The 25,344-nt window shown below is 45.9% G+C and carries 28 protein-coding genes and 1 tRNA gene; 8 read left to right on the top strand and 21 right to left on the bottom strand.

The genetic code is table 11. From position 1 onward, the window contains the following. Positions 1 to 4: 4 nt before the first annotated feature. From atpD to PAE54_RS09800, 9 genes are all read right to left on the bottom strand, one after another. The gene (gene atpD, locus PAE54_RS09840; RefSeq protein ID WP_273778149.1) at positions 5 to 1,399 is read right to left on the bottom strand and encodes a F0F1 ATP synthase subunit beta; all 1,395 of its coding nucleotides are present in this window, start codon (positions 1,397 to 1,399) and stop codon (positions 5 to 7) included. Between the two features lie 29 nt (positions 1,400 to 1,428). Beyond that, positions 1,429 to 2,298 carry a F0F1 ATP synthase subunit gamma gene (gene atpG, locus PAE54_RS09835; protein ID WP_273778148.1) on the bottom strand — a complete coding sequence of 290 codons (870 nt, stop codon included), beginning with the start codon at positions 2,296 to 2,298 and terminating at the stop codon, positions 1,429 to 1,431. Between the two features lie 73 nt (positions 2,299 to 2,371). Continuing rightward, entirely contained in the window at positions 2,372 to 3,916 is a 1,545-nt protein-coding gene (atpA, locus tag PAE54_RS09830) for a F0F1 ATP synthase subunit alpha (protein WP_273778147.1), read from the bottom strand. Positions 3,917 to 3,961: 45 nt separating this feature from the next. Continuing rightward, positions 3,962 to 4,498, bottom strand: a complete 537-nt coding sequence (locus PAE54_RS09825; protein WP_273778146.1) for a F0F1 ATP synthase subunit delta — start codon at positions 4,496 to 4,498, stop codon at positions 3,962 to 3,964. Between the two features lie 12 nt (positions 4,499 to 4,510). Beyond that, positions 4,511 to 4,981, bottom strand: a complete 471-nt coding sequence (locus PAE54_RS09820; protein ID WP_273778145.1) for a F0F1 ATP synthase subunit B — start codon at positions 4,979 to 4,981, stop codon at positions 4,511 to 4,513. Positions 4,982 to 5,021: 40 nt separating this feature from the next. After that, positions 5,022 to 5,267: a F0F1 ATP synthase subunit C gene (gene atpE, locus PAE54_RS09815; RefSeq protein WP_000424060.1), complete on the bottom strand. Its 246-nt coding sequence runs from the start codon at positions 5,265 to 5,267 to the stop codon at positions 5,022 to 5,024. Between the two features lie 83 nt (positions 5,268 to 5,350). Beyond that, positions 5,351 to 6,226 (bottom strand): F0F1 ATP synthase subunit A, encoded by an 876-nt coding sequence (gene atpB / locus PAE54_RS09810; RefSeq protein WP_273778143.1) that lies wholly within the window; start codon positions 6,224 to 6,226, stop codon positions 5,351 to 5,353. 103 nt (positions 6,227 to 6,329) lie between these two features. Continuing rightward, a complete protein-coding gene (locus PAE54_RS09805) occupies positions 6,330 to 6,728 on the bottom strand; it encodes an ATP synthase subunit I (protein ID WP_326519301.1) in 399 nt (132 codons plus the stop codon). Between the two features lie 169 nt (positions 6,729 to 6,897). Further along, positions 6,898 to 7,737: a metal ABC transporter solute-binding protein, Zn/Mn family gene (locus tag PAE54_RS09800; protein ID WP_326519300.1), complete on the bottom strand. Its 840-nt coding sequence runs from the start codon at positions 7,735 to 7,737 to the stop codon at positions 6,898 to 6,900. Positions 7,738 to 7,877: 140 nt separating this feature from the next. Here PAE54_RS09800 and PAE54_RS09795 point away from each other — a divergent pair, with 140 nt between their 5' ends. The 3 genes from PAE54_RS09795 to znuB are packed head-to-tail and all read left to right on the top strand — an operon-like array spanning position 7,878 to position 9,946. Continuing rightward, a complete protein-coding gene (locus tag PAE54_RS09795; protein WP_273778138.1) occupies positions 7,878 to 8,372 on the top strand; it encodes a transcriptional repressor in 495 nt (164 codons plus the stop codon). Continuing rightward, positions 8,348 to 9,139 carry a zinc ABC transporter ATP-binding protein ZnuC gene (gene znuC, locus PAE54_RS09790; protein ID WP_326519299.1) on the top strand — a complete coding sequence of 264 codons (792 nt, stop codon included), beginning with the start codon at positions 8,348 to 8,350 and terminating at the stop codon, positions 9,137 to 9,139. The genes PAE54_RS09795 and znuC overlap by 25 nt, the downstream gene beginning before the upstream one ends. A gap of 3 nt (positions 9,140 to 9,142) precedes the next feature. Beyond that, on the top strand, positions 9,143 to 9,946 hold the full coding sequence (znuB, locus tag PAE54_RS09785) for a zinc ABC transporter permease subunit ZnuB (protein WP_326519298.1): 804 nt from the start codon (positions 9,143 to 9,145) through the stop codon (positions 9,944 to 9,946). Positions 9,947 to 9,955: 9 nt separating this feature from the next. Here znuB and PAE54_RS09780 read toward each other — a convergent pair whose 3' ends face one another. From PAE54_RS09780 to PAE54_RS09770, 3 genes are all read right to left on the bottom strand, one after another. Then, a complete protein-coding gene (locus PAE54_RS09780; RefSeq protein WP_326519297.1) occupies positions 9,956 to 10,582 on the bottom strand; it encodes a LysE family transporter in 627 nt (208 codons plus the stop codon). Positions 10,583 to 10,734: 152 nt separating this feature from the next. Beyond that, entirely contained in the window at positions 10,735 to 12,435 is a 1,701-nt protein-coding gene (locus PAE54_RS09775; RefSeq protein ID WP_326519314.1) for an NAD-dependent malic enzyme, read from the bottom strand. 179 nt (positions 12,436 to 12,614) lie between these two features. Continuing rightward, complete coding sequence (locus PAE54_RS09770) at positions 12,615 to 12,893, bottom strand: DUF2798 domain-containing protein (RefSeq protein WP_326519296.1); 279 nt, start codon at positions 12,891 to 12,893, stop codon at positions 12,615 to 12,617. 197 nt (positions 12,894 to 13,090) lie between these two features. On the opposite strand from PAE54_RS09770, the gene argS reads away from it, so the two are divergent. From argS to PAE54_RS09755, 3 genes are all read left to right on the top strand, one after another. Then, complete coding sequence (argS, locus tag PAE54_RS09765) at positions 13,091 to 14,881, top strand: arginine--tRNA ligase (protein WP_326519295.1); 1,791 nt, start codon at positions 13,091 to 13,093, stop codon at positions 14,879 to 14,881. An 18-nt stretch (positions 14,882 to 14,899) separates the two neighbouring features. Continuing rightward, positions 14,900 to 15,502 carry an SPOR domain-containing protein gene (locus tag PAE54_RS09760; RefSeq protein ID WP_326519294.1) on the top strand — a complete coding sequence of 201 codons (603 nt, stop codon included), beginning with the start codon at positions 14,900 to 14,902 and terminating at the stop codon, positions 15,500 to 15,502. Between the two features lie 347 nt (positions 15,503 to 15,849). Then, positions 15,850 to 17,124, top strand: a complete 1,275-nt coding sequence (locus tag PAE54_RS09755; protein WP_326519293.1) for a GGDEF domain-containing protein — start codon at positions 15,850 to 15,852, stop codon at positions 17,122 to 17,124. Positions 17,125 to 17,154: 30 nt separating this feature from the next. On the opposite strand, the gene PAE54_RS09750 is transcribed toward PAE54_RS09755, so the two are convergent. From PAE54_RS09750 to PAE54_RS09730, 5 genes are all read right to left on the bottom strand, one after another. Continuing rightward, positions 17,155 to 17,562 carry an OsmC family protein gene (locus PAE54_RS09750; RefSeq protein ID WP_326519292.1) on the bottom strand — a complete coding sequence of 136 codons (408 nt, stop codon included), beginning with the start codon at positions 17,560 to 17,562 and terminating at the stop codon, positions 17,155 to 17,157. Continuing rightward, positions 17,559 to 18,503, bottom strand: a complete 945-nt coding sequence (locus tag PAE54_RS09745; protein ID WP_326519291.1) for a pirin family protein — start codon at positions 18,501 to 18,503, stop codon at positions 17,559 to 17,561. The genes PAE54_RS09750 and PAE54_RS09745 overlap by 4 nt, the downstream gene beginning before the upstream one ends. A gap of 169 nt (positions 18,504 to 18,672) precedes the next feature. Further along, complete coding sequence (locus tag PAE54_RS09740) at positions 18,673 to 19,614, bottom strand: restriction endonuclease (protein ID WP_326519290.1); 942 nt, start codon at positions 19,612 to 19,614, stop codon at positions 18,673 to 18,675. A gap of 88 nt (positions 19,615 to 19,702) precedes the next feature. Then, positions 19,703 to 21,271, bottom strand: a complete 1,569-nt coding sequence (gene guaA, locus PAE54_RS09735) for a glutamine-hydrolyzing GMP synthase (RefSeq protein WP_326519289.1) — start codon at positions 21,269 to 21,271, stop codon at positions 19,703 to 19,705. A 162-nt stretch (positions 21,272 to 21,433) separates the two neighbouring features. Then, entirely contained in the window at positions 21,434 to 21,871 is a 438-nt protein-coding gene (locus tag PAE54_RS09730) for a DoxX family protein (RefSeq protein WP_326519288.1), read from the bottom strand. A 195-nt stretch (positions 21,872 to 22,066) separates the two neighbouring features. On the opposite strand from PAE54_RS09730, the gene PAE54_RS09725 reads away from it, so the two are divergent. Continuing rightward, positions 22,067 to 22,717 carry a DedA family protein gene (locus tag PAE54_RS09725; RefSeq protein WP_326519287.1) on the top strand — a complete coding sequence of 217 codons (651 nt, stop codon included), beginning with the start codon at positions 22,067 to 22,069 and terminating at the stop codon, positions 22,715 to 22,717. Positions 22,718 to 22,959: 242 nt separating this feature from the next. Here the strand turns inward: PAE54_RS09725 and PAE54_RS09720 are convergent, their stop codons facing one another. The 4 genes from PAE54_RS09720 to PAE54_RS09705 all read right to left on the bottom strand — a co-directional run bounded on the left by PAE54_RS09720 (position 22,960) and on the right by PAE54_RS09705 (position 25,014). Then, complete coding sequence (locus PAE54_RS09720; RefSeq protein ID WP_273778118.1) at positions 22,960 to 23,361, bottom strand: hypothetical protein; 402 nt, start codon at positions 23,359 to 23,361, stop codon at positions 22,960 to 22,962. A gap of 13 nt (positions 23,362 to 23,374) precedes the next feature. After that, positions 23,375 to 24,211, bottom strand: coding sequence for a ParA family protein (locus PAE54_RS09715; RefSeq protein WP_273778117.1), 837 nt, complete (start codon positions 24,209 to 24,211; stop codon positions 23,375 to 23,377). 84 nt (positions 24,212 to 24,295) lie between these two features. Further along, positions 24,296 to 24,688, bottom strand: coding sequence for a SirB2 family protein (locus PAE54_RS09710; RefSeq protein WP_326519286.1), 393 nt, complete (start codon positions 24,686 to 24,688; stop codon positions 24,296 to 24,298). Positions 24,689 to 24,702: 14 nt separating this feature from the next. Then, a complete protein-coding gene (locus tag PAE54_RS09705; RefSeq protein ID WP_326519285.1) occupies positions 24,703 to 25,014 on the bottom strand; it encodes a BolA family protein in 312 nt (103 codons plus the stop codon). 253 nt (positions 25,015 to 25,267) lie between these two features. On the opposite strand from PAE54_RS09705, the gene PAE54_RS09700 reads away from it, so the two are divergent. Further along, a tRNA-Gly gene (locus tag PAE54_RS09700) sits at positions 25,268 to 25,343 on the top strand. Position 25,344 lies beyond the last annotated feature (1 nt).

Here is a 25,344-nt window from a genome sequence, read left to right as displayed (position 1 = left end):
TAGATTAGAGTTTCTCAGCTTTAGCAATCGCTTCGTCAATACTACCAACCATGTAGAACGCTTGTTCAGGAAGGTGATCGTATTCACCAGCCAAGATACCTTTAAAGCCACGGATTGTTTCTTTAAGAGGTACATATTTACCAGGAGCACCAGTAAATACTTCAGCTACGTGGAACGGCTGAGAGAAGAAACGCTGGATCTTACGCGCGCGGTAAACAACCAATTTATCTTCTTCAGACAATTCGTCCATACCAAGAATCGCGATGATGTCTTTAAGCTCTTTATAGCGTTGAAGAACGTTCTGAACTGAACGTGCAATGCCATAGTGCTCTTGACCAACAACAAGTGGATCTAGCTGACGTGAAGTTGAGTCAAGCGGGTCAATCGCTGGGTAGATACCTTGAGAAGCGATGTCACGGCTCAATACAACTGTTGCATCCAAGTGAGCAAACGTTGTTGCTGGAGATGGGTCAGTCAAGTCATCCGCAGGAACGTATACCGCTTGGATAGAGGTAATAGAACCAGCTTTAGTTGACGTAATACGTTCTTGAAGAACACCCATTTCCTCTGCAAGTGTCGGTTGGTAACCTACTGCAGATGGCATACGGCCTAGAAGTGCAGATACTTCAGTACCCGCCAATGTGTAACGGTAAATGTTGTCAACGAACAACAATACGTCACGGCCTTTACCATTTTCGTCTTTCTCATCACGGAAATATTCAGCCATGGTCAAACCAGTCAACGCTACGCGTAAACGGTTACCTGGTGGCTCATTCATCTGACCGTAGACCATTGCTACTTTGTCAAGAACGTTAGAATCTTTCATTTCGTGATAGAAGTCGTTACCTTCACGAGTACGTTCACCAACACCAGCGAATACAGATAAACCTGAGTGCGCTTTAGCGATGTTGTTGATCAATTCCATCATGTTAACGGTTTTACCAACACCCGCACCACCGAACAGACCAACTTTACCACCCTTCGCGAACGGACAAAGCAAGTCAATTACTTTGATACCAGTTTCTAGAAGTTCAGTAGAACCTGCTTGTTCAGCATAAGACGGTGCAGCGCGGTGAATCGCCCATTTAGTTTCAGACTCAACAGGACCAGCTTCGTCTTGTGGACGGCCTAGAACGTCCATGATACGGCCAAGAGTTGCTTTACCTACAGGTACAGAAATTGGCGCACCAGTGTTAGATACTGGAAGACCACGTTTAAGACCTTCAGTAGAACCCATTGCGATGGTACGAACTACACCATCACCAAGTTGTTGCTGAACTTCTAAAGTAGTTTCAGTACCGTCAACTTGGAGAGCGTCATAGATCTTAGGAACGCTGTTACGTTCAAACTCGACGTCGATAACCGCGCCGATGATCTGAATGATACGACCGCTACTCATTGCTGTCTCCTCAATTCAAATTAATAGTGTTAAACGGCAGCGGCACCGCCAACGATCTCGGAAATTTCCTGAGTAATCGCGGCTTGACGCAGCTTGTTGTAAATGAGTTGTAGGTCTTTGATCAGCTGACCAGCGTTATCGGTTGCTGCTTTCATTGCAACCATACGGGCAGACTGTTCACACGCGATGTTTTCAATCACGCCTTGATAAACCATAGACTCGATATAGCGAACCAATAAACCATTCAGCAACTCTTCTGCTTCTGGTTCATAGATATAGTCCCAACCGTATTGACGGTTAAGATTGTCGCTTTCTTTAGCTGGAGCTAACGGAACAAGTTGTTCAACTGAAGGCTTTTGTGTCATTGCGTTGACAAAGCTGTTCGATACTAAATAGATGCGATCAAGTTCGCCCTTATCGAAAGCGTCAAGCATTACTTGCACAGAGCCAGACAATTGTTCCAAATTCGGTGCATCACCGATTTGAGTTGTTGCCCCAAGCACTTTACCGCCGTAGTTTTTAAAAAACGAAACCGCTTTTTGACCAATCAAAGCAAATTGAACTTCAATTGATTGCTCACGTTGCTGCTGAACGTGCTGAACAACTTTTTTGAACAAGTTAATGTTCAAACCACCCGCAAGGCCACGATCCGAAGACACGATAATATAACCAACGCGTTTTACAGGACGGTCCACCATATAGCGGTGTTTGTATTCAGGGTTCGCTTGAACTAAGTGAGCAATTACACGGTGCATATTTTCGGCATACGGACGGCCTTGAGCCATGCGCTCTTGCGCACGACGCATTTTAGAAGCAGCTACCATCTGCATCGCACGCGTAATTTTCTGCGTGCTTTTGATACTAGCTACTTTGGCGCGAATTTCTTTTAAATTTGCCATACGCTTAACCTAGTATTCGAAAGCCCTTGCGAGCTTTCGAAGGTTGATCCGTGAACCCAAACTTCACTAAAAATTAGAAAGTTTGAGTCGCTTTGAAGTTCTCAATACCTGCTTTAATTGCAGCTTCGATGTCTTTGTTGTAATCACCAGTTTCATCGATTTGTTTCATGAGTGCAGCATGCTCTGAACGGAAGTAAGAGATCAATGCAGCATCAAAGTCTACGATCTTGTTCACAGCTACGTCAGCCATGTAACCTTCGTTAGATGCGTAAACTGAAACAGCTTGGTCAGCAATTGAATATGGCGCATATTGCTTTTGCTTCATCAACTCAGTTACACGTTGACCGTGTTCAAGTTGTTTACGAGTTGCTTCGTCAAGGTCAGAAGCGAACTGAGCAAACGCTGCCAATTCACGATACTGTGCAAGCGCAGTACGGATACCACCAGCTAATTTCTTGATGATCTTAGTTTGAGCAGCACCACCAACACGAGATACAGAGATACCCGCGTTCACAGCAGGACGGATACCCGCGTTGAACAGTGATGTTTCAAGGAAGATCTGACCATCAGTAATCGAAATTACGTTGGTTGGTACGAATGCAGATACGTCACCTGCTTGAGTTTCAATAATCGGCAATGCAGTTAAAGAACCAGTTTGGCCTTTTACTTCACCGTTAGTGAATTTCTCAACGTATTCAGCAGATACACGAGAAGCACGTTCAAGAAGACGTGAGTGTAGATAGAATACGTCACCAGGATATGCTTCACGACCTGGTGGACGACGAAGAAGCAATGAAATCTGACGATACGCAACCGCTTGTTTAGACAAGTCATCATAAATGATCAACGCATCTTCACCGCGGTCACGGAAATATTCGCCCATTGTACAGCCAGCATATGGAGCCAAATACTGCATTGCTGCAGGATCAGCTGCCGCAGCTGCGACAACAGTGGTGTACGCCATAGCGCCAGTTTCTTCTAGCTTACGTACCACGTTTGCGATGGTCGATTGTTTTTGACCAACAGCAACATAGATACATTTAATGCCAGAATTCTTCTGCGCGATGATCGCATCGATCGCCATCGCTGTTTTACCAGTTTGACGGTCACCAATGATCAACTCACGCTGACCACGACCTACAGGGATCATGGTATCAACTGATTTATAACCAGTTTGAACAGGTTGATCTACGCCTTGACGCCAAATTACGCCTGGTGCTACTTTTTCAACAGCATCAGTGATTTTTGCATCAATTGGGCCTTTACCATCAATTGGGTTACCCAAAGCATCTACTACACGACCTAGAAGTTCAGGACCAACTGGAACTTCTAATACACGGCCTGTGCAACGTGCTTTTTGACCTTCTTGAAGGCTTAAGTAGTTACCTAAAACAACGGCACCCACTGAATCCTGTTCTAGGTTCAGTGCCATACCAAATAAGCCGCCGTCGAATTCGATCATTTCACCGTACATTGCATCAGCAAGACCGTGAATGCGCACGATACCGTCGGATACCATAACAATGGTACCTTCGTTTTTAGCGGTCGCGCTGGTGTCCAGATCGCCGATACGCTGTTTAATGAGCGCACTGATCTCGGATGGATTCAGTTGTTGCATTGCGCTATACCTCAATCTTTTATTAGTTCAGTCTTCTTTTTCGCATTACGCAAGAAGACGAGTCCGCATTTTTTCAAGCTTGTTAAGCGCAGAATCATCTATCACTTGATCGCCTGCACGAATCACAACACCCGCGATTAACGCCGGATTAACTTCAACCTTCACAGTAACAGCAGCGTTAAAACGTTTCTCTAACGCATGTGCTAGTACTTGTTCTTGAACAGAAGTCAATGGAAATGCCGATTCAATCACGACATCCACAGTATTGTTATTCTGTGATTTAAGCTGTTCGTATTCTGCTGCAATTTCAGGCAACAACGCTAAACGATCGTTGTCAGCAAGAAGTGTCAAAAAGTTTGACACTGCTTGATTTTGTTCTGCACCTAAAACTTTGGCAAAAACTTCAACCTGTTGTACAGGAGTAAGCTCAGGGCGATTTAAATAAGCGGAAAATGCTTCGTCTTGCACCGCAGCACTGAGCACTTGTAACGCATTCGACCAATTGTCAGTTGCACCTTGCTCAGAAGCGTAAGCAAATGCTGCTTTGGCGTACGGGCGTGCCAACGTCAAGAGTTCAGCCATATTTCGCCTCGCTTAAAGTTTAGCAGCCAGCTGAGTAAGCATGGCATTGTGAGCTTCTGCGTCAACCTGTTGGTTAAGGATTTTTTCCGCACCAGCAACTGCAAGAGCAGCAACTTGTTGACGTAATTCTTCGCGAGCAGCGTTGATCTCGGTATCAACAGCTTCTTTAGCCTGTTGACGGATACGCTCACCTTCAGCAGATGCCTGGGTACGCGCTTCTTCGACCAATTGTGCTGCACGACGGTTCGCTTGTTCGATCAATTGAGCCGCTTGTGCTTTAGCTGCGTCGAGCTCAGCTTTTACTTGCGCTTGCGCATCAGCAAGGTCAGCTTTCGCTTTTTCAGCAGCATTTAAGCCATCAGCGATTTTACGCTGACGCTCACTAATCGCATTGATTAGTGGTGGCCAAACAAACTTCATGCAGAATGCGACGAAAATCGCAAATGCAATCGCTTGGCCAATCAATGTGAGGTTGATATTCATTGCTATTCCTCAAATAGTGGATTTTTGGGAATTAAGCTGATTAACCTACAAATGGATTAGCGAAGATGAAGAACAAGCCAATACCAACACCGATCATAGGCACAGCATCAAGAAGACCCGCGATTAAGAACATACGAGTTTGAAGTTGTGGAGCCAATTCTGGTTGACGAGCAACAGCTTCTAAGAAGCGACCACCCAAAAGACCAAAACCAATCGCAGTACCTAAAGCACCGAAAGCGATCAAGATAGCAGATGCAATTGCAACTAGACCTAAAGTGAGTTCCATGAAAAATTCCTCAGAGGTTAGGTGTATACCAAATTAAACTAAAAAATTGTACCTAACCGCCCATTGACAGTTAGGCAATACCATTAATGCTTTTCGCTTGCCATGCTCAAGTATACGATGGTCAGCATCATGAAAATGAACGCCTGCAACGTAATAACAAGAATGTGGAAGATCGCCCAAGGCACAGACAACGCCCATTGGATCCAGAACGGTAGTAACGCGATCAAGATAAAGATCAACTCGCCCGCGTACATGTTACCGAATAGTCGGAGTGCCAATGAGATTGGACGTGCAAGGAAAGTTACCAATTCCAAAATTAAGTTCACTGGAATCAATAACGCTTTTGCAACTGGATTACTTGGGTTGAATGGGTTAAGTGCCAATTCGCCAACAAAACCACCCACACCTTTCTCACGGATACTGTAGAACAGGATCAGTACGAATACAGACAAAGACATACCAAGGGTAATGTTCGGATCTGTAGAAGGAACGATCTTGAAGTAAACGTGATGAGGATCCATGCCAAATACACTTGCGCCGATCTGTTGAGCTACATAAGGAACCCAGTCAACAGGAATCAAGTCCATTAAGTTCATGAGGAAAATCCACACGAAAATGGTCAGTGCAAGTGGTGCAATCAAGCGTGATTTGCCATGAAAGGTGTCGCGGACACTTGAGTCTACGAACTCGATGATCATTTCAATTGCAGACTGGAACTTGGTAGGAACACCAGAGTTTGCAGCTTTCGCTACGATCCAGAACAACAAGCAGAAAATAACACCAAGGCCGATTGACCAACCCATTGAATCCAAGTGAATAGCAGTGAACCCCATCTGTTGAGCTTCTGCACCATTCTCGGCCAATTTCCAAGTACCGTCCGGCATTTTGCCATAGGTCATATTGGTCAAGTGATGCTTGATATACTCTGTCGAAGTAAGGGCATGTTCTTCAGCAGCCATAAATCACACCTGGTCAATGTCAATTACTAAAAAGAGTTAAACGAATATCGCGTGCTGCTTGATATCTCGCCACCCTCAAAAAAATTTTCAATTTCTGCTGCGCTTATACTCGTTTTTGTAGACGTGAAACCCAAAACGGAGCGACCCACGACATGGCCTGAACGAGGATAAAACCACAAAACAATGCGACCGATGACAGCGGTTTTACATTGCTTAAAATTAAAATGAATCCAACGATCACAATTGCAAATTTGCCGAGCATTCCGCGGTACATGTTCGAAAGAACCTGTTTCGACGCTCGTGCACCTGCCGCCCTAAAGGATTGCCATGAGAAATAAACACTGGCCAGCCAGCACACCAATGCACCAAGTGCGGCGCTCAACGCTGCTGTAGAGTCTTTGATTGCCCACGCTATCAAGGCTGAAACAGGTATCATTATGGCTTGCAAGAGGACTAAAGCTTTCGCTAATCGTCGGTCAATCAAGCGACTAGTTCGGCTCATTTATTATCCACTCACAGCGCAAATGCTTGACAAGTTTAGCTGATGATCGTTTTTAATCGCAGGCATTATAGAGTTACACCCCTGAACATGCAATCTTTTCCGACCTAAGTCTTGTTTTTTCAGATTCTCAAATAACCGGTTAGAATTTACTCAACCGGCTATATTTGCATCATTTTTGCGCATTGGCTACACATTTCTGCACTTGAATGGCCAAATTTTGCCAGGCCTGCACAAAATTTTTCTCTGTACTCATGCTTTCATCGACAGCCTGGAAGCGTACAGGGTTAATCTTTTGGTACTGATTCTGGCTGGCATGAGCTTCCGCCAGTAGGCACATCTGGCGCTGTGGACGATGGTCATTCAGGTATTTGATTTGCGCAATCGTAGGTGCTACATGCGGTTCATCGGTCATTGCACCGGCGAATTTGAGATGTAAAGGCTGCTCAAGATATTGATAGGCATCATGATAGGACCAATAATGATAAGTGTTCCGGCTACGCTGATATGGTCGCGCGACTTTGAGTAAATCATGGGCAAATTTTTTCGCATTCTGCCAGTAAGCAGCACGGTGCTGCGGATATTGCTGGGAGCGCAACGCTGCAATAAAGAAACCGATCCGCACGGCATTATTCGGATCCAGCCAAACATGGGTGTCCATGGTATTGGCTAGTGGTGCTCCGCGCGTTGTCCGCTGCGGTAAAATTTTCATGATGCCCGAATCCAAAATAGAAATCGCTTTGCTCTGATTGGCCAGCAGTTTCTGTAAAGGTGCCTCATGGGCCTGACCTAACCAGATGACTAGACTGGCATCCTGTACCATTTTGCGATGTTCTGGGGTCAGTTGTACATCATGTCCAGACTGATTGCCTAATAATAAAGTGGGCTGTTCGACGCCTTGCGTCACTTGCTGGGCAATCAGGTAAACCGGATGTGTGGACACCACCAGACCCTGAGACCAGCTCAGCGGACTTAGCAATGCCAATAAACACAATGCAAGAAAACGAACCATGCGCAACGCTAACCCAAAATTTGAATAGACGTTATAATATAACATCCGAAGAAAAATGCCTATGCCTGACGCAACCGGTTGCAGCCATGTTAAGATTTCATGCTGATTTGCGTTCTTTTTATAAATAACTGAGGTTTGCCATGAGCTTATGTTCGCATGAACATCATAATGCCCTGCACGGCGTGCATGATCACCCGAATGTGGATACACGTCTGGCTGAAGCAGAGCAATTGTGTGCAGCCTCAGGTGCCCGTCTTACTCCGCTACGCAAAGAAGTTCTGGAACTGATTCTCAAGGCTTCAGGTCCTATGGGTGCCTATGACCTGTTAGCACAAATAAAAAGCAGCTCAGATCGTCCTGCCGCACCACCCACCGTCTATCGGAGTTTGGACTTCTTGCTGGAAAAAGGACTGATCCACCGTTTAACCTCTATCAATGCCTATATTCCCTGCTGTCACCCACGTGAAGGTCATCAGGCGGCATTTCTTATTTGTACCGAATGTAAAGTAGTCAAAGAAGCCTCAGCGCAAGGACTACTCCAGCAGTTAGATCAACTGGCGGCCTCAGATCACTTTACTGCACAGCACACAATTATTGAAATTTCAGGAAAATGTCAGCAGTGCACCAACCAATAGCCTCCCCTTCCACACTGATCGAACTCAAAGGCATCAGTGTGCGGATCGATGACCGCGATATCCTGAAACAGGTGGATTTCAGCCTGTATGAAAAAGAGATCGTCACCCTGATTGGCCCCAACGGTGCAGGTAAATCGACTTTAATTAAAGTTCTGCTTGGGATTGTACAACCCAGTGCCGGACAGAAAATCAGTACCAAAAAGTTAAAACTGGCCTACGTTCCGCAGAAGTTCAATCCTTCACACAGCCTGCCATTACGAGTCAAAGACCTGCTGGCACTGGAAAAATGCGACCCATCCATTAAGGCCGAAATCATCCGCGATACCGGTATTGGCAAACTTAAAGATGCCAGAGTCCAGCAGCTTTCGGGCGGTGAACGTCAACGCGTGCTACTAGCCCGTGCACTGCTACGCCAACCGGATATTCTCGTTCTAGATGAACCGATGCAGGGACTGGATATCCAGTCGGAAGCCGAACTGTATGACTATGTACGCAGCCTGCCAGAGCGTTATGGTTGCGCCATTTTAATGGTCTCCCATGATTTGCAATGGGTGATGCAAGGCACCCACCGTGTCGTTTGTCTGAACAAACATATCTGTTGCAGCGGTTTACCGGAAAATGTGCAGCAGCATCCGGAATATCAGGCGATTTTTGGTCCAAACCGGGTGTTCTATCAGCATCATCATGATCACTGTGCACATGGTGATAGCGCGAATCCATGTCAGCATGATCCACGTCCCCATATTCACCCGGAGCCGGAAGCCTAAGTCATGATGGAATGGTTACAACTATTATTGCCGGCCTGGACTATGGGTACACTGCTGGTTTTTCTCACCGCACCACTGGGGTGTTTGATGTTATGGCGTCGCATGTCATTTTTTGCCGACACTATGGCTCATGGCACTTTACTGGGGGTCGCGATTGCTGGGGCATTGAGTTTACCGTTATGGTTAGGTGTGATTCTGCTGGCCTTGGTGCTGGTCGGAATTTTATGGGTGTTACATGATCCCCGTTTGCCCAATGATGCCTTACTCGCACTTTGCTCCGCCACACTGCTCTGTTCAGGCCTGCTGTTTATCCAGCACATCCCGAGTTTAAGGCCAGAACTGCTCAGCTATCTGTTTGGTGACCTGCTCACCATCAGCTGGTCCGACCTGCCAATGTTTGCCGTGGTAATTGTTCTTTCTCTGATGGTTCTCATCAAGTCCTGGAAAGCACAAATCCAGGTTGCGATTGATCCTGATATTGCGGTGAGTGAAGGCATCCATGCTAAAGGGCAGCGCCTGATTTTTATGCTGTTGCTGGCCTTATTTACCGTACTGGCTTTACGTGCAGTGGGTTCACTGTTGATGGGTGCACTGCTGGTCATTCCCGCACTGAGTGCACGTTTACTGGCACACTCGCCACAACAGATGGTGCTCTGGGCCTTTGTATTGGCACAGCTGGCCATCAGTATTGGCTTATGGTCGAGTGCTGCATTAAATGTTTCCAGCGGTTTAAGTATCGTCCTGTGTATGGCGCTGATTTTTGCAGTGATTTTTATTCTGCAAAAGCTGCGCAAACTGGCGGCATAACGCTCCAGCTTAGGCTTGATGAACGGTACTTAACAGCAGCGCTGCGCAGGTAAACAAAATCGCAAAACTGCGGTTCATATATTTTTGCTGTTTTGCTGAACTCAGTAGACGCAATACCTTGGCCGCAAGTCCGGTATAACCTGCCATCACAATCAGATCAATCGTGATCATGGTGGCAGCCATGATCAGATACTGCAACCATTGCGGCCGGTTCAAATCCAGGAATTGCGGCAACACCGCCAACAAAAATACAATCGCTTTCGGATTGCTCATATTGACCAGAAATCCATTTAAGACCAGGCCGAGGCGTGACCGATACTGTGCTGCATGTACCGGCACATCCATAAGTTTCACAGGCGCGGTCCATTGCAGATAAGCCAGATAAAGCAAGTACAGTACGCCAAACCATTTCACCAAACTAAACGCCCACGGTGTAGTCGCAAAAAGCACACCTGCACCGGCAGCCACAATCAGAATCTGTAAAATCAAGGCCAGCTGCAGACCAATCGCATTGTAATAACCACGGCGGAAACCATAGCTGAGACCGCTCGACATAGATGCAATCGCACCCGCACCGGGAGAGACACTGATGACCCAGCAGGCCAACATATAGGCAAACCAAATCTGGTAAGACATAACATCAAGGCAAAATAAAAACGCCATTATAGGCGCTTTAAACTTGAATCCTAAAATTTATTCATCGTTAAAATACCACCCTTGAGTATGTGTTGCCATGAATCATTCATCAAATAAAAGGAGCATGATGCTCCTTTTATTTCAATTAGCCCTTAATAAGGCAAACGTCGATAAGCACGGTATTCTGGCGTCCAGAAATTGGCCTCGATCTGTTCCTGCAATTGTGCATCACTAATCAGCGGTGCAACACCATCTTGCATCGCGGCCTGTGCCACCTTAAAGGCAATGAATTTCGATACCTGCTGAATATCATTAATATCCGGCAATAAATCAGCCTGCAGATCCTGCAATTTCGGTGAGCATTCTGCCAGTGCATTACTCGACGCCATCAACATATGATCGGTGACGCGACGTGCCCCACAGGCCACCACCCCCAAACCAATACCTGGGAAAATATAGGAGTTATTGCACTGGGAAATCTGATAAATCTTGCCCTGATAATTCACCGGTGCAAACGGACTGCCAGTGGCAATCAAGGCTCTGCCCTCGGTCCATTCAATCAGGTCAGATGGCACCGCCTCTACCCGTGAGGTTGGATTGGACAGTGGCAAAATAATCGGATGTTCACAATGTGCCGCCATGGTTCTGATCACCTCTTCAGTGAACAGCCCCGGCTGCCCGGATACCCCGATTAATACGCTTGGTTGGACGTGCTTCACGACGTCCAGCAAGGAGATGGCTTCGTTGACATTGGCCCATTCGGCAACCGCTTCTGGTTTTTGTGCTAGTTTACGCTGGAAATTCAGCAGATTCGGCTGATTTTCCGTGATCAGGCCAAAACGGTCCACCATGTAGATCCGGGCACGTGCTTCAGTATCAGTCAAACCCTCAGCCACCATTTGTGCCACAATCTGTTCAGCGATACCACAACCTGCCGAACCTGCGCCAAGAAAAGCAATCGTCTGGTCTTTAAGCTGTTTACCCGCTGCACGGCTTGCCGCAATCAGGCTACCCACAGACACCGCAGCGGTACCCTGAATATCGTCATTAAAACAGCAAATCTGGTCGCGATACTTGTCCAGCAAAGGCATGGCATTTTTCTGGGCAAAATCTTCAAACTGAATCAGTGCCTTGGGCCAGCGACGTTTGATGGCCGCAATCACTTCATCCACAAAAGCATAATATTCATCACCACTGATCCGCGGCTGACTCCAGCCCATATAGATTGGGTCATTGAGTAATTGCGGATTGTTGGTACCGACATCCAGGGTAATCGGCAAGGTATAGGCTGGACTAATGCCACCACAGGCCGTATACAGCGACAATTTACCGATCGGAATCCCCATGCCGCCAATACCCTGATCACCCAAGCCCAAAATGCGTTCACCATCTGTGATGACAATCACTTTGACATTCTTTTTATTCACATTCTGCAGGATGTCATCAATATGTGCGCGATCCGGATAAGAAATAAATACACCGCGATGACGGCGATAAATATCCGAGAAACGCTGGCAGGCCTCACCCACAGTCGGGGTATAAATAATCGGCATCATTTCTGCCAGATGCTGTTCAATCAGGTGATAAAACAGGGTTTCATTGGTGTCCTGGATATTTCGTAAATAAATATGCTTATTGATGTCATCCTGAAAGGTAGAGTACTGCTGATAGGAGCGTTGGCTCTGCTCTTCGATGGTTTCAATGGTATTCGGCAACAGGCCATGCAGGTTGAAACGCTGGCGCTCATCCTCGGTAAAGGCCGATCCTTTGTTTAATAATGGGAGTTCTAGAAGGGTATAACCGGCATAAGGGATATATAAAGGACGTTTTACTGCTACATTCTCGGTGGTCATTGCTACACTCATGCTCTCGATCAATCGCAGCGCATCGTCACGATGGCTACGGAATTTTTCTCTAGCTTAAGCCGAATTCCACACAAAGCGGTATTTAGATACGTGATTATCCTCTACAGTTAATTTTAGTTAAAAATAAATCAATACAATCAATTGCCCAGCCGCTCAGATCAGCTTATTTAGGATTGTGGTGGATGAACATCGACCAGTAAGGCAGTCAATTTACGAACTACGGGTAAGACCAGCAAGACTACAGGAAACGCCACTGCCCAAGACAACATCCAAGCGGAAACCCACATGTGAATGAAATTTTCCACCCAACCGACATTCTTAAACATATTTACCAGCGATACGATGCCACTCATGAGGCAGGAAAGAAAAAGCGGCATGACCCATAAGGCAGCTCTAGGCGGTAGTTTAGGAATATGGCCAAAGATCATAGCGCGTGGTTTTGTCATTCCGGATCACCTGCGGTCGAAGAGATTCATTTTAACATGCTTTTTTGAAGTCAGATTCGAGCCAATCGGGAGCAGTCTGTACCATGTGGCCCGCAAATCATCTGCTTCTCCTGCATTGCAATGAAATGCATTCCCCTAAACTGCGCGAAATTTGCTATATTTGCGGTTTTTCTGCGACATTAATTTTTCGATTGATTATGAATACGGCCATCCAAGCAGCTCTCGATCATGCAGTCCAATCCCTTCAAGCTGAAGGGCTACTCCCATCTGACTGGAACAACACCAGCAATTTAACACGCACCAAAGACCGTAGCCACGGTGATTTTGCGTCAAATATTGCCATGATCGCGGCCAAAGCAGCCGGGATGAAACCGCGTGATCTCGCAGAAAAAATTCTAGCGGCATTGCCAGAAGTCGCAGACATCAGCAAAGCAGAAATCGCCGGTCCAGGTTTTATCAACTTCTTCTTAAATGCCGATCAGCGTTTTGCCGTACTTGACCAGATTCAGGCACAAAAAGACCAGTTCGGTCGCACTCAAGCCAATGCTGGTAAAAAGATTCAGGTTGAATTTGTGTCAGCCAATCCGACCTCCAGCCTGCATGTGGGCCATGGCCGTGGTGCTGCGTATGGCATGACCGTAGCAAACCTGCTCGAAGCAACCGGTGCTACAGTAGACCGCGAATATTATGTCAATGATGCTGGCCGTCAGATGGACATTTTGGCGACTTCAACTTATTTACGTTATTTAGAATTACTTGGCCAGGCACTGGTGTTCCCGAAAAATGCCTACCAGGGCGACTATGTCAAAGAAATTGCACAAAGCATTATCGACAAAGATGGCGATGCCTATGTACGTCCGGTGGCAGATGTCTATAAAGATGTCCCTGAAGACGTGCAATATGCTGCTGAACCGGATGCTGATGGCAATAAAGTCGTGCTTTCAGGGGACAAAGAAAAACACATTGATGGCCTAATTGCCAATTCACAAAAATTGATCGGCGCAGGCTACCGCGTATTCCACCAGGCTGCGTTGAAAGCGATCCTGGATGACATCAAAGATGACCTCGGCGAGTTTGGTGTCACCTTTAACCAGTGGTTCAGCGAAGCATCACTGACTGAAAAAATTGAAGAGGCGTTACAGACTCTGGATCAACGCGGCTTCCTGTATGAACTAGATGGCAATATCTGGTTTAAATCCACCGAATTTGGTGATGAGAAAGACCGTGTGGTGAAGCGTCGTAATGGCCAGACCACGTACTTTGCCTCAGACATTGCCTACCACCTGAACAAACTACAACGTGGTTACAGCCATCTGGTCGATATCTGGGGTTCTGACCACCATGGTTATATTGCACGTGTCAAAGCAGCAATTGATGCGATGGGTTATGACTCATCAAAATTAACTGTTCTGCTGGTTCAGTTCGTTAGCTTGTGGCGTGGGGGCGAAATGGTCCAAATGTCTTCACGTTCAGGACAGTTTGTAACTTTGCGTGACTTGCGTAAAGAAGTCGGCAATGATGCTGCCCGCTTCTACTACGTGATGCGTAAATCTGAACAGCATATCGACTTCGACCTTGATCTGGCCGTGTCACAAAGTAAAGACAATGCCGTGTATTACATCCAGTATGCACATGCACGGATCTGTCGTATGCTAGAAAAAGCTGCAGCAACCGGTGTGCAGTTTGATATTGCAGCTGCCCGTACCCATGCAACACGTTTGGAATTAGAAGCTGAAAGCGAAATTCTGGCCAAGCTCGCCGCTTATCCAGATATTGTCTTCCGCGCTGCCAATGTTTATGAACCCCATCAAGTGGGTAACTACCTGAAGGAATTGGCTGCCCTATTCCACGGTTGGTACAATGAACACAAGGTTCTGAATGATGATGCTGACCTGACGCAAGCACGCTTGTTACTTTCAGTGAATGTACAGCAAGTCTTGCAGAATGGTTTGCAATTACTGGGCGTTTCTGCACCTACAACGATGTAATTAAAAGAGGGATGTCACGTGTTTGGAAAAACGCAACGCGGTGTATCTGAACGGCCAAATAAACCTAAATCTGTGCTGGTGCCCAAATGGTTAGGTACACTGGTGGCGATTTTGGCAGTTTTATGCTTAGCGGTTGCCTTGCTTCTCTGGAAACCGTGGCAACCCGTACAACCCAAAAACCAGATCCCATCTGGACACTACCAGGAAGAAACCAATAAGGACTTCCGTTTCTATGATCTGTTACCACAGCAACAGGTGACTCCAATTCCGGAACAGGCTATTCCAGAAAACAAAGAGCAAGGTACCGTGGTGATTGTAGAAGCACCAGAGCTGAGTAAACCGCAGGCCGAAGCCAGTACAGCCATAACTGAAACCGCACAAGCACCCGTTGCAGCTACCTATATTCTGCAAGTGCGCAGCTATGCGGATCCGGACAGTGCAGATGCACGTCGTGCCGAAATTATTTTGAATGGTCTATCAGCGGATGTCGTCAAAACAGTAGAAGGCGGCAAAACCTGGTATCGGGTAATCTCTGGACCTTACGAGTCGCAAGAAGCTGCCCTGATTGCACAGCAAACCCTGCAACATAGCGGTATCGACTCGATTGTGATTAAACGCTAAGTCACCGCATCTGTGTTAAGGACGCCACGGCGTCCTTAATTTTTTGTTACATCTTTACCTACAAAAATCCCTGCACAACAGACTCCACTCATTTGTTTTAATTCTCGAGTGAATATTCTAGTTTTTCAGATTGCATCGTTTGCGAATAAACAACGTCTTATCTTATTTTCCTCTTTGACTTGATCCAGCAGATACCTTCCACATAAACCAACCCTAATCGCATAATCTTTACTCCTTTTTATTAGTGCTTTGATTTATAGCAAGATCTTTAGCATGTTGCTCAATTATTAATCTGATAATTTACATAAACACAGAATAAATATTTCTAATAAAACGGGGAAGACCTGATGCTCCAGGACAAGAAAAACCCTGTCAGTTTCAACTCATCGGTGACGGTCAGGGAACAAGACTCAGCAGAACCACAAGCTGCACATTTTGTTATGCCATTACAGATGAGCAGAGATACAATTATCCAAGCGCTGCAGGATCCGTTGGCTCGTATTCCGCAAATGCTCTACCCGGCTTTTCTGGATTTCCACCATGAACATAGCCGTCGTTTTTTGTTGCAGGTTAATATTCTGGGGCAAGCAGCTTACTGGTGCTATGGCATTGCAGACTGGATCATGCTGCATGATGTAGGAACGCTATCGATCGGGTTACGTTCACTTTATGTGACAGCCGTTGCTGGTTTGCTGGTTTATCTTTATCGCTACTCACGCAACATTCAGTTGCTGGATTTGTTATTACCCAGTTCAATTATTGGGGCTGCAATCATTTGGTTTGAGTTATTGGTTCGTTCCACCAGTCCAGATGTGATGACTTTTCAATACGCAGCGGTAATCTTTATTATGCTAGCCAATTTGAGTGTACAGGTCCGTTTCACCCCTGTGCTCATCCTCTCCCAACTGATTTCAGCCGTGGTCTTTTTCGGTGTGATCCGTACCAGCCTAGGACATCCACATGCCATTTTAGGCTTTGCACTGGTGTATGTTCCGGTGTTGCTGTTCAGCCTATATATCAGCTGGAGTGCCACACTAAAAAACCGACAAATTTTTCTGCGCCACATGCTTGAGGAGTGGAACCACCAAGCGCTGGATCAGCTAGCACATACTGACATGCTGACCAATCTGAATAACCGACGCCAGTTCGAACGGCTAGCACGCAGCGAATTAGCACGCTTGCAGCGACATTATGAACCGATGTGTCTATTGATGTTTGATGTGGATCATTTCAAAGACATTAATGATCATTATGGACATGATGTGGGCGATGAAGTGCTAAAAATTATCAGCCAAACCGCACAGGAAGAAATGCGCACACAGGATTTGCTGGCCCGTTTTGGGGGTGAAGAGTTTGTGGCCTTACTGCCAAATACCAACCTGGATGAAGCCAAAATCGCAGCCGAACGCTTACGCCAACATATTTCGGAGTCCAGAGTGATTACCAGCGCTGGTAATGTAATCGAATATACCATTTCGATTGGCATTTGCCTGGTCGAGCCCAAGGTGCAGGATTTGCATAGCTTATTGAAATCAGCCGATCAAGCTCTTTATCTGGCCAAACAGAGCGGCCGTAATTGCATCAGATTAGCAACACAAACCGCACCTTTAGATCCGGTATGATTTACCCCTCCCCACTTTTTACTGAAGCGATTATTTCGACACGATGTGGGTTGTAATCGACAGGCTACGCAATAAAGTTTTGGTCACGGGCGTTTTTCCGCAAACGTTCAAGATACGCTCCTGTAAGGCAGCATCGGGCAAGTTAGCAAACACAATCCGACGCTCAATCCATTCCTGATTATCCCGATCACAGTGAAAGTCGGCTTCTACTGCAAAATCACCCAAATCGATTCCTTTATGCTTGGCATACATCCGTAGGGTAATCATGGTACAGGCAGCCAAACTTCCTGTCAGCAAATCATAAGGGGATGGCCCCTGATCCTGCCCATCAAGCCGCAGCGGTTCATCGGTTAAATAATGATGCTGCCCGCTACTAACCACTTGGCATTTCCATTGTCCTGCTAAAGGTTTGACCACACTGCTGGCTATTTTATTCATTTTGATGCTCTCATCTGATCTGGCAAAACTGGGGCTTCTAAACGGTCACCGACATAATCCGGAATCTCGCCAAAACGGTGATCATGCTGAATCCACTGTTCACGCGCTTGTTCTAATTCGGCACGGTTCCGTGCGACAAAATTCCACCACAATAAAATCGGAGTTGCAAAGGGTTCCCCTCCTATCAGTAATACTCGTTGTCCGGCTTTCAGCTCAAGCTCCAATTGAGTTAAACCAGTATCGACCACCAGCAGATTATCCAGATTCAGTTCATGTCCCTCGACTTGTGCTGTGCCTTCCAAGGCCAGCAGTCCATATTCAAATGATGGATTGAGCGGAAGACAGATCTTGGTATCTGCTTGAGCGTTGAGATCCACAGCGAGTAACGGGCTATATACTTCTACCGGGGAGCGGGTAGACAAGAATTCACCGACCAGTATGGTACAGGTTACCTGATCATGCTCCACGACAGGCAGTTCCGGATAATGCTCAAATTTGGCAGGCATATTACGCTGGTCGTCCGGTAGGGCAATCCACAGTTGGGCAGCATGTAACTGCGTTTCGGTCACAGGAGAGACCTCAGTATGCGAGATCCCAAAACCGGCCGTCATCAAATTGACCTGTTGGGGACGGATCAACTGTTTTGATCCCAGACTGTCGCTATGCATGACCGTCCCATCGATCATCCAGGTAAAGGTTTGCAATCCCATATGTGGATGAGGGCCGACATCCATACCCTGGCCTGCCGGGAAGGTGACCGGACCGGCATGATCCAGAAAACACCAAGCCCCAATCATGCGTTTATGCCGACTCGGCAGTGCACGTTTAATGACAGTGCCTTTTCCTAGCAGAGCCGAGCGTACAGGAAATGTCTGTATCGATTGAGAGTGATCTGTTTCTGCATCTGCTGATTTGGAGATTTCCGTTTTATTATTACTCATGTCATTCTCCTGCCATTTTTATTCATGCATCTGATTCAAATTGATTGTAAACATGATGTTAGCTATTTACTTTTTCCTAGCCTATGTCTTAGTTAATACGCTGAATGTCATGCATAGGACAATAAGAATTTTGTTTTTATGAGAAATAAAAAAGGACGCTTCTGCGTCCTTAAAAACTTTCCTCATCAAAGCGGTCTTGGTCAATTTTATAAATATGAAAACTGCGTTCAATTTGGACACCCAAACCAAATTCGATCATTAATGACGTCAGCTTGTCGCCATCAATCAGTACTATTCCTGATTTTTTCGCAGACTCAATTGCCTCTTTACTAAAAGCTGAGGTCGTAATAAAAACACCTTTCTTGGCAACCTGATCAGCTAAAGCGCCTTTAAATTGCTGAATATCAGGACGACCTACCGTATTTTCCCAGCGTTTGGCTTGAATATAGATTTTATCCAACCCCAAACGATCTTCACTGATAATTCCATCAATTCCACCATCACTGGTTTTACCAATGGCTTGAGCAGCATCTTGGTGTGAACCGCCATAGCCCATCGCAACCAATAAATCGACTACTAACCTTTCAAAAAATGCCGGACTATTTTCTTTGACTAATTTCAATAAATCACTTTTTAATGAATCTTTTAATAATTCAGTTGCTTCTATAATAATTTCATCTGGGGTTCTTGTATCATCAGCTTGCACTACTAATGATGCTGTAACAGCATCTTCTATACATCCATTCCCTTGATTATCTTTAGATATTCCTAATTTATAATTTGCAAAACTTTCAAATTGCATTAAGTATTCATTTGTAATACTCGTCAATTTTGTTAAATCTAATTGACGTCCTATCATACTTAACTCACAAAATCCTCGTTTTGGCTGATTAATTAACCCTGCTTTAACTAAATAGGTTTTTGCCCATCCGACCCTATCGTAAAAAACAGTCTTTGTTCCACTTGATAGTCTCAAACTCAATTCTTCTGCACTAAGACCTGAGCGCTCTGCTAATAATTTTGCCGCCTCAGCTAATTTAATTGCCTCTTCTTGTTCTGAAAGTAGTTTCAGTAATGGCAACATTAATTGATCGTACGTAGGCAAACTCATTTTTTACTCATTAATACTTTATTTTTCATGATTATAAATAAAAAAAGAACGCTTACGCGTCCTTTTCATTCACAACTATTTGGAAAAATTATTCCCACTCAATCGTTGCGGGTGGCTTAGATGACACGTCATACACCACACGTGACACATCAGCAATTTCATTCATGATGCGGGTCGAGATTTTATCCACCAACTCGTATGGCAAGTGCGCAAAACGTGCGGTCATAAAGTCAACCGTTTCTACCGCACGTAACGCGATGACCCAGGCATAACGGCGGCCATCACCGACAACACCGACAGATTTCACCGGCTGGAACACCGCAAAAGCCTGTGCCGTTTTGTCATACCAACCGCTGTCACGCAACTCTTGCATGAAAATGTCATCCGCAAGACGAAGGATATCCGCATATTCTTTTTTCACTTCACCCAGAATACGCACGCCCAAACCTGGACCTGGGAATGGATGACGGTAGATCATGCTGTGTGGCAGACCTAAAGTCGTACCGAGCTTACGCACTTCATCTTTAAACAGGTCACGTAATGGCTCAACCAGTTCAAAGGCTAAATCTTCCGGCAAACCACCCACGTTATGGTGAGATTTGATTACATGCGCTTTGCCTTGTTTGCTGGCAGCTGATTCAATCACGTCTGGATAAATCGTACCTTGTGCCAAGAATTTCACGCCATCGAGTTTACGTGCTTCTTCCGCAAACACTTCAATAAATTCACGGCCAATGATCTTACGTTTTTTCTCAGGATCAGTTTCGCCTGCAAGCGCACCCAAGAAACGTGCTTCTGCATCGGCACGAATCACACGGATACCCATGTTATCTGCAAACATTTGCATCACTTGATCGCCTTCGTTCAAACGAAGTAAACCGTTGTCTACAAATACGCAAGTGAGCTGGTCGCCAATCGCTTTATGCAACAAAGCAGCAACCACAGATGAATCCACACCACCGGAAAGACCTAACAGTACTTTTTCATCACCAATTTGTTTACGCAATTGTTCTACGCGCAAATCGATGATGTGCTCTGGTGTCCAAAGACCACGGCAACCACAAATTTTATGCACGAAGTTGGAAAGCAATTCGGCACCCTTAGAGGTGTGCGTTACTTCTGGATGGAACTGTACGCCATAGAAACGGCGTTTTTCATCACTCACGGCTGCAAACGGACAACTTGCTGTGCTGGCAGTGACCTGGAAACCTTCTGGAATCGCGCTGACTTTGTCACCGTGACTCATCCAAACATGCAGCTGGTTTTCACGGTCTTGCAAATTGCCAATCAGCTGGTCACGAACCAAGATATCCACTTCGGCATAACCGAATTCGTGTACCGTACCCGGCTCAACCTTGCCGCCCAATTGCTCTGACATGGTTTGCAAACCATAGCAGATTCCCAATACTGGCACGCCTAACTCGAACACGACTTGTGGTGCACGCGGGCTGCCTTCAACGTGAACACTTTCAGGACCACCTGACAAGATAATCCCGTTTGGATTAAAGGCACGAATGTCTTCTTCAGACATGTCATAGGCATACATTTCAGAATATACGCCAGCTTCACGTACACGACGCGCAATCAGCTGACTATATTGAGAACCGAAATCCAGAATCAGGATGCGGTCTTCAGTAATTTGGGTATTGGTAGTCATGACAAACAACTATGCAAGGCAAACGAAGTAAGCCCGTGATTCTACCATTTTTCCTGGCATTACGCACATTCTTCGCACAAGCCGGGTATTTGTCGTTTTAGTCTGTACAAATTATAAAAAACCGGGTCTGATCGACCCGGTTTTTTAAACGTCGCCAACCGTTTATTTTTCAATGGCGTTGTCAATACTGAACTTGCCAGCGCCCTGCAACATCACGAACAAGAATCCACCCGTGATAGCGATGTTTTTCATGAGGTGAATAGAATTATTGGTGATTTGTTCCGGCGTAGCACCACCGGCATGAAAAATTATGCCTGCCACTAGGGTAAAAATTGCCAATCCCAAAGCGACGATCCGTGTTTGAAAGCCCGCCAGCAAAGCCAAACCACCACCGATCTCAATCAGAATCACCAAAGGCAACAGGCTCCCTGGTATTCCCATCATTTCCATATAACCTGCTGTGCCAGCATACGCATTTATTTTTCCCCAGCCCGCAATCAGAAAGATATATGCCATAAATACTCGGGCTAACAGGGCAATCAGTGCATGGGCTGTCGGAGCGGTCACCATATTTTTAACCGTAACATTGGGATTGAACATAGGAACCACCTATTTGTATATTATTTAATCAACTCCATTATGTTACGCCCTAAATTATACAAACAGAATAACCATATATCGGACTGACCGTTGCAATAATAGAACAGGTTTCAGAGACAGAATTTAAGTTTTTGATACTGACTTTACCCCCTATCACTGCTAGGATTTCCTCACATCTTCCTTTATCTTGGCCCCATGAACCCCATCGATTTTATCTTACATGTTGACCAACACCTGCTTGAGTTTATTACCAACTATGGGGTGTGGATTTACGGCATTTTATTTTTAATTATTTTTGTTGAAACGGGACTGGTAGTGATGCCCTTCCTGCCTGGCGACAGCTTACTGTTTGCTGCAGGTGCCTTAGCTGCCTCTACTGGTGCACTCAATCCCTGGTTACTCGGTGTATTGCTGTTTACTGCTGCGGTATTGGGCGATACATTGAATTATCATATTGGCCGCTGGATCGGACCTCGTGTGTTTGAGCTGAATAGCCGCTTAATCAATAAACAGCATTTATTGAAAACCCAGCAGTTCTTCGCCCGCCATGGCGGTAAAACCATTATTTTTGCCCGTTTTATTCCTTTTGCCCGTACTTTTGCGCCATTTGTTGCAGGTACAGGCAGCATGAATTACAAATATTTCCTCACCTATAACGTGATTGGTGCGTTCTGCTGGATCGCGTCTTTTGTGACTTTGGGCTATCTGTTTGGCAATATGCCGATTGTGAAAGACAATTTCACCCACCTGATTTTCGGCATTATTATTCTGAGCATTCTGCCAGGGGTTATCGGTTTTATCCGTCAACGCTGGCAAGAACGCAATGCCTTAAAACAACCCAAATAAACAGCTCGGTAGCCAACATTAAGTTGATCATTCGAGGCTGAAGATCAGCCGATCCTGAATCGTCAGGATCGGCTTTTTATTTTGAAGCATTCAGTGCCATGATTGAAAGTGTTGCAATCAGCGCAACAAAATAGACGATTCGACCTCTAAAACGCCAAGTACACGCAGCCAATGCAAGCCCTGCAAACACTTATAAAACAAGTGCCAAGGCGATGACCTCTTGCTTGCGAAGGGTGAGCCGTTTAGTTCGAAGATTGCGTTGTCTTGCTACGGATCAGAAGCGGACAGTTTTTAAATTTAGCGGCCTGTACAATTGCTTCTTGTTCCCCAAGTACACGCGCCAGCTCCGTCCGTTTGGTAGCAGAGGATTGACCCATATTGACCGAAATACTCGGACCAACACCCCAGTCACCTCCACTCCCCCAGCCGCCGCCAATGCCAATACCGACGCCGACACCCGTACTTTTTGCCGGCTCGACACCAGCATCGATATAGGCCTGTATCCGGTTATATTCACTTTGCAGCTGCTGACAGTTAAAGGCCTGATAGTGCGTCGGCGACACATAGAGTGGCTTGACTGTTGTGGCGCAAGCACTGAGAAGAACCGCTGTGATCGTAGTCATTGCGAAAGAAAATTTGTTCATACCGGACTCTTGCTTATTTTTGTTCAATTTCATTGAACAATGTCTGATAGGCCTGCGTCAATTTATGATCAGCTGCCAGATGGATCAGTGGCAGATTGCGATGATGAGATTCCTTCATCAACACAGAAGGTGGCAGTTTACTCTGTAATACCGGCAACCCTTCATCCTGTAACTCTTGTACCACTTCGCGAGGCAGCTTGGCCTGTGCCTGAAACTGATTTACCACAATCCCTTCAATTTCCAGACGGTTATTATGATCGTCCTGAGTTTCAATCACATTAGCAATCAGACTGTGCAAGGCACGTTTGGAAAATACATCGCAATCAAACGGAATCAGCACCCGATCCGCTGCAATCAGGGCAGAAAGGGTAAAAAAGTTAAATGCCGGAGGGGTATCAATATAGATTCGGTCATATTGGGTTTCTAGAGCACGGAGCGCGTCGCGCAATTTATAAATTTTGTGTTTGGCCTCTAGTGCATGTTGTAAAGCACCTAAGGTAGGACTTGCAGGAATGACGTGCAGATGTTCAAAGGGGGTGTGATGCACATAACTGTGCAGTCCATGACTACGGCTGCCCAAAATTGATCCCAATGCATTCCCCAACAGGCTGCGGGTCTGGGTGGTATCCAGCACTTCCTGAAAAAACTGCTCAATATTCGGTGCTAATATGGGTTGATCCGCCGTATGACTGGCAGCGTCCCCTAACAGATACTGACTGGCATTGGCCTGTGGGTCGAGATCAATGACCAGGGTTTTGAGTTGCTGAGCCGCACTGATGGCCGCCAAATTGACGGCAATACTGGATTTTCCAACACCACCTTTCTGGTTAAAGATCACACGTGTCCGCATTCCGTTCCCTCATCTTGTTCTTGTTGGCTTTCTGTACGCTAGTTTAACCTAGTGTACAGAAGCACTGAGGGAAAATGTGAAGAATTAACCGAAAGTCGGTTTGAGCAGAATCAAGATAATAATGGCCACAAAAGCCACTGCCCCCAGAATGAGTCCCGCACGGCGTTGCACCAGCAAAATTGAATCATCGCGTTTAAAGGCTTTAATTAAGGAAGACAACAACACCAAAAACAGAATAATTTTGGCATAGAACCACGGCTGTACCTGAAACTGGTTCATCACCAGCAAAATAATTCCCGTCAGTGCAATCAGGCTAAAAGCCAGATGCTGACTACCGACCAACAATTTGCGTGCAACCGGACTCGGCTGCTGTTCCTGCACCCCAACAAACAGGGTCGTTGCACGTACTACAAACACCAGCAAAGCCAGAGTTGCAGCACTCATATGCACGATTTTAATCAATAAATGACTATCCATACTTACAACCTGGCTTATTCTGACTTCGGTGCATGAGCACATTCTGGACTGTCAGGTGCCTGCCCCTGCCATTCCTGTGGTAAATAGGCATGGATGGCGAGTGCATGAATTCGGCTCGGTGCCAACAAATCTCCGGCCGCAGCATAAACTTTCTGATGGCGTTGCACTAAACGTAATCCCTCAAATGCTTCAGAGACGATCACCACCTTAAAGTGCGATTCTTTGCCTGGGAAATAGCCACCATGACCTGAAGATTCATTTACCACCTGCAAGTGACTCGGCTGTAAATCCTGTAAGCGCTCAATCAATTGTTGTTCCAGGCTCATTTTTACTTCTCCATCCGTCGATTATTTCGAGAAAATCACCTTGTTATACCATGATCTGCACACACTCGGGCAGCCGAATCCACCCTAGAGACAATTACAAAATCAGATTTTGGCCAACACAGAGAATTTTGCCTCATCCTGGGTGAAATAATGATCCATAGGGATAAGCGACTGATTTTATTTTATGCAATTGATACAATATTCTGCATAAAGTTGTTGACCAGTTTTTTACATCAGGTATTATAGCTGGCACGCGGGAATAGCTCAGTTGGTAGAGCACAACCTTGCCAAGGTTGGGGTCGCGAGTTCGAGTCTCGTTTCCCGCTCCAA

The sequence above is a fragment of the Acinetobacter minutum genome (assembly GCF_035916735.1).
Lineage (GTDB): Bacteria > Pseudomonadota > Gammaproteobacteria > Pseudomonadales > Moraxellaceae > Acinetobacter.
The sequence above is the reverse complement of the archived record's forward strand: the minus strand, read 5'-3'. Positions and strand labels throughout refer to the sequence as shown.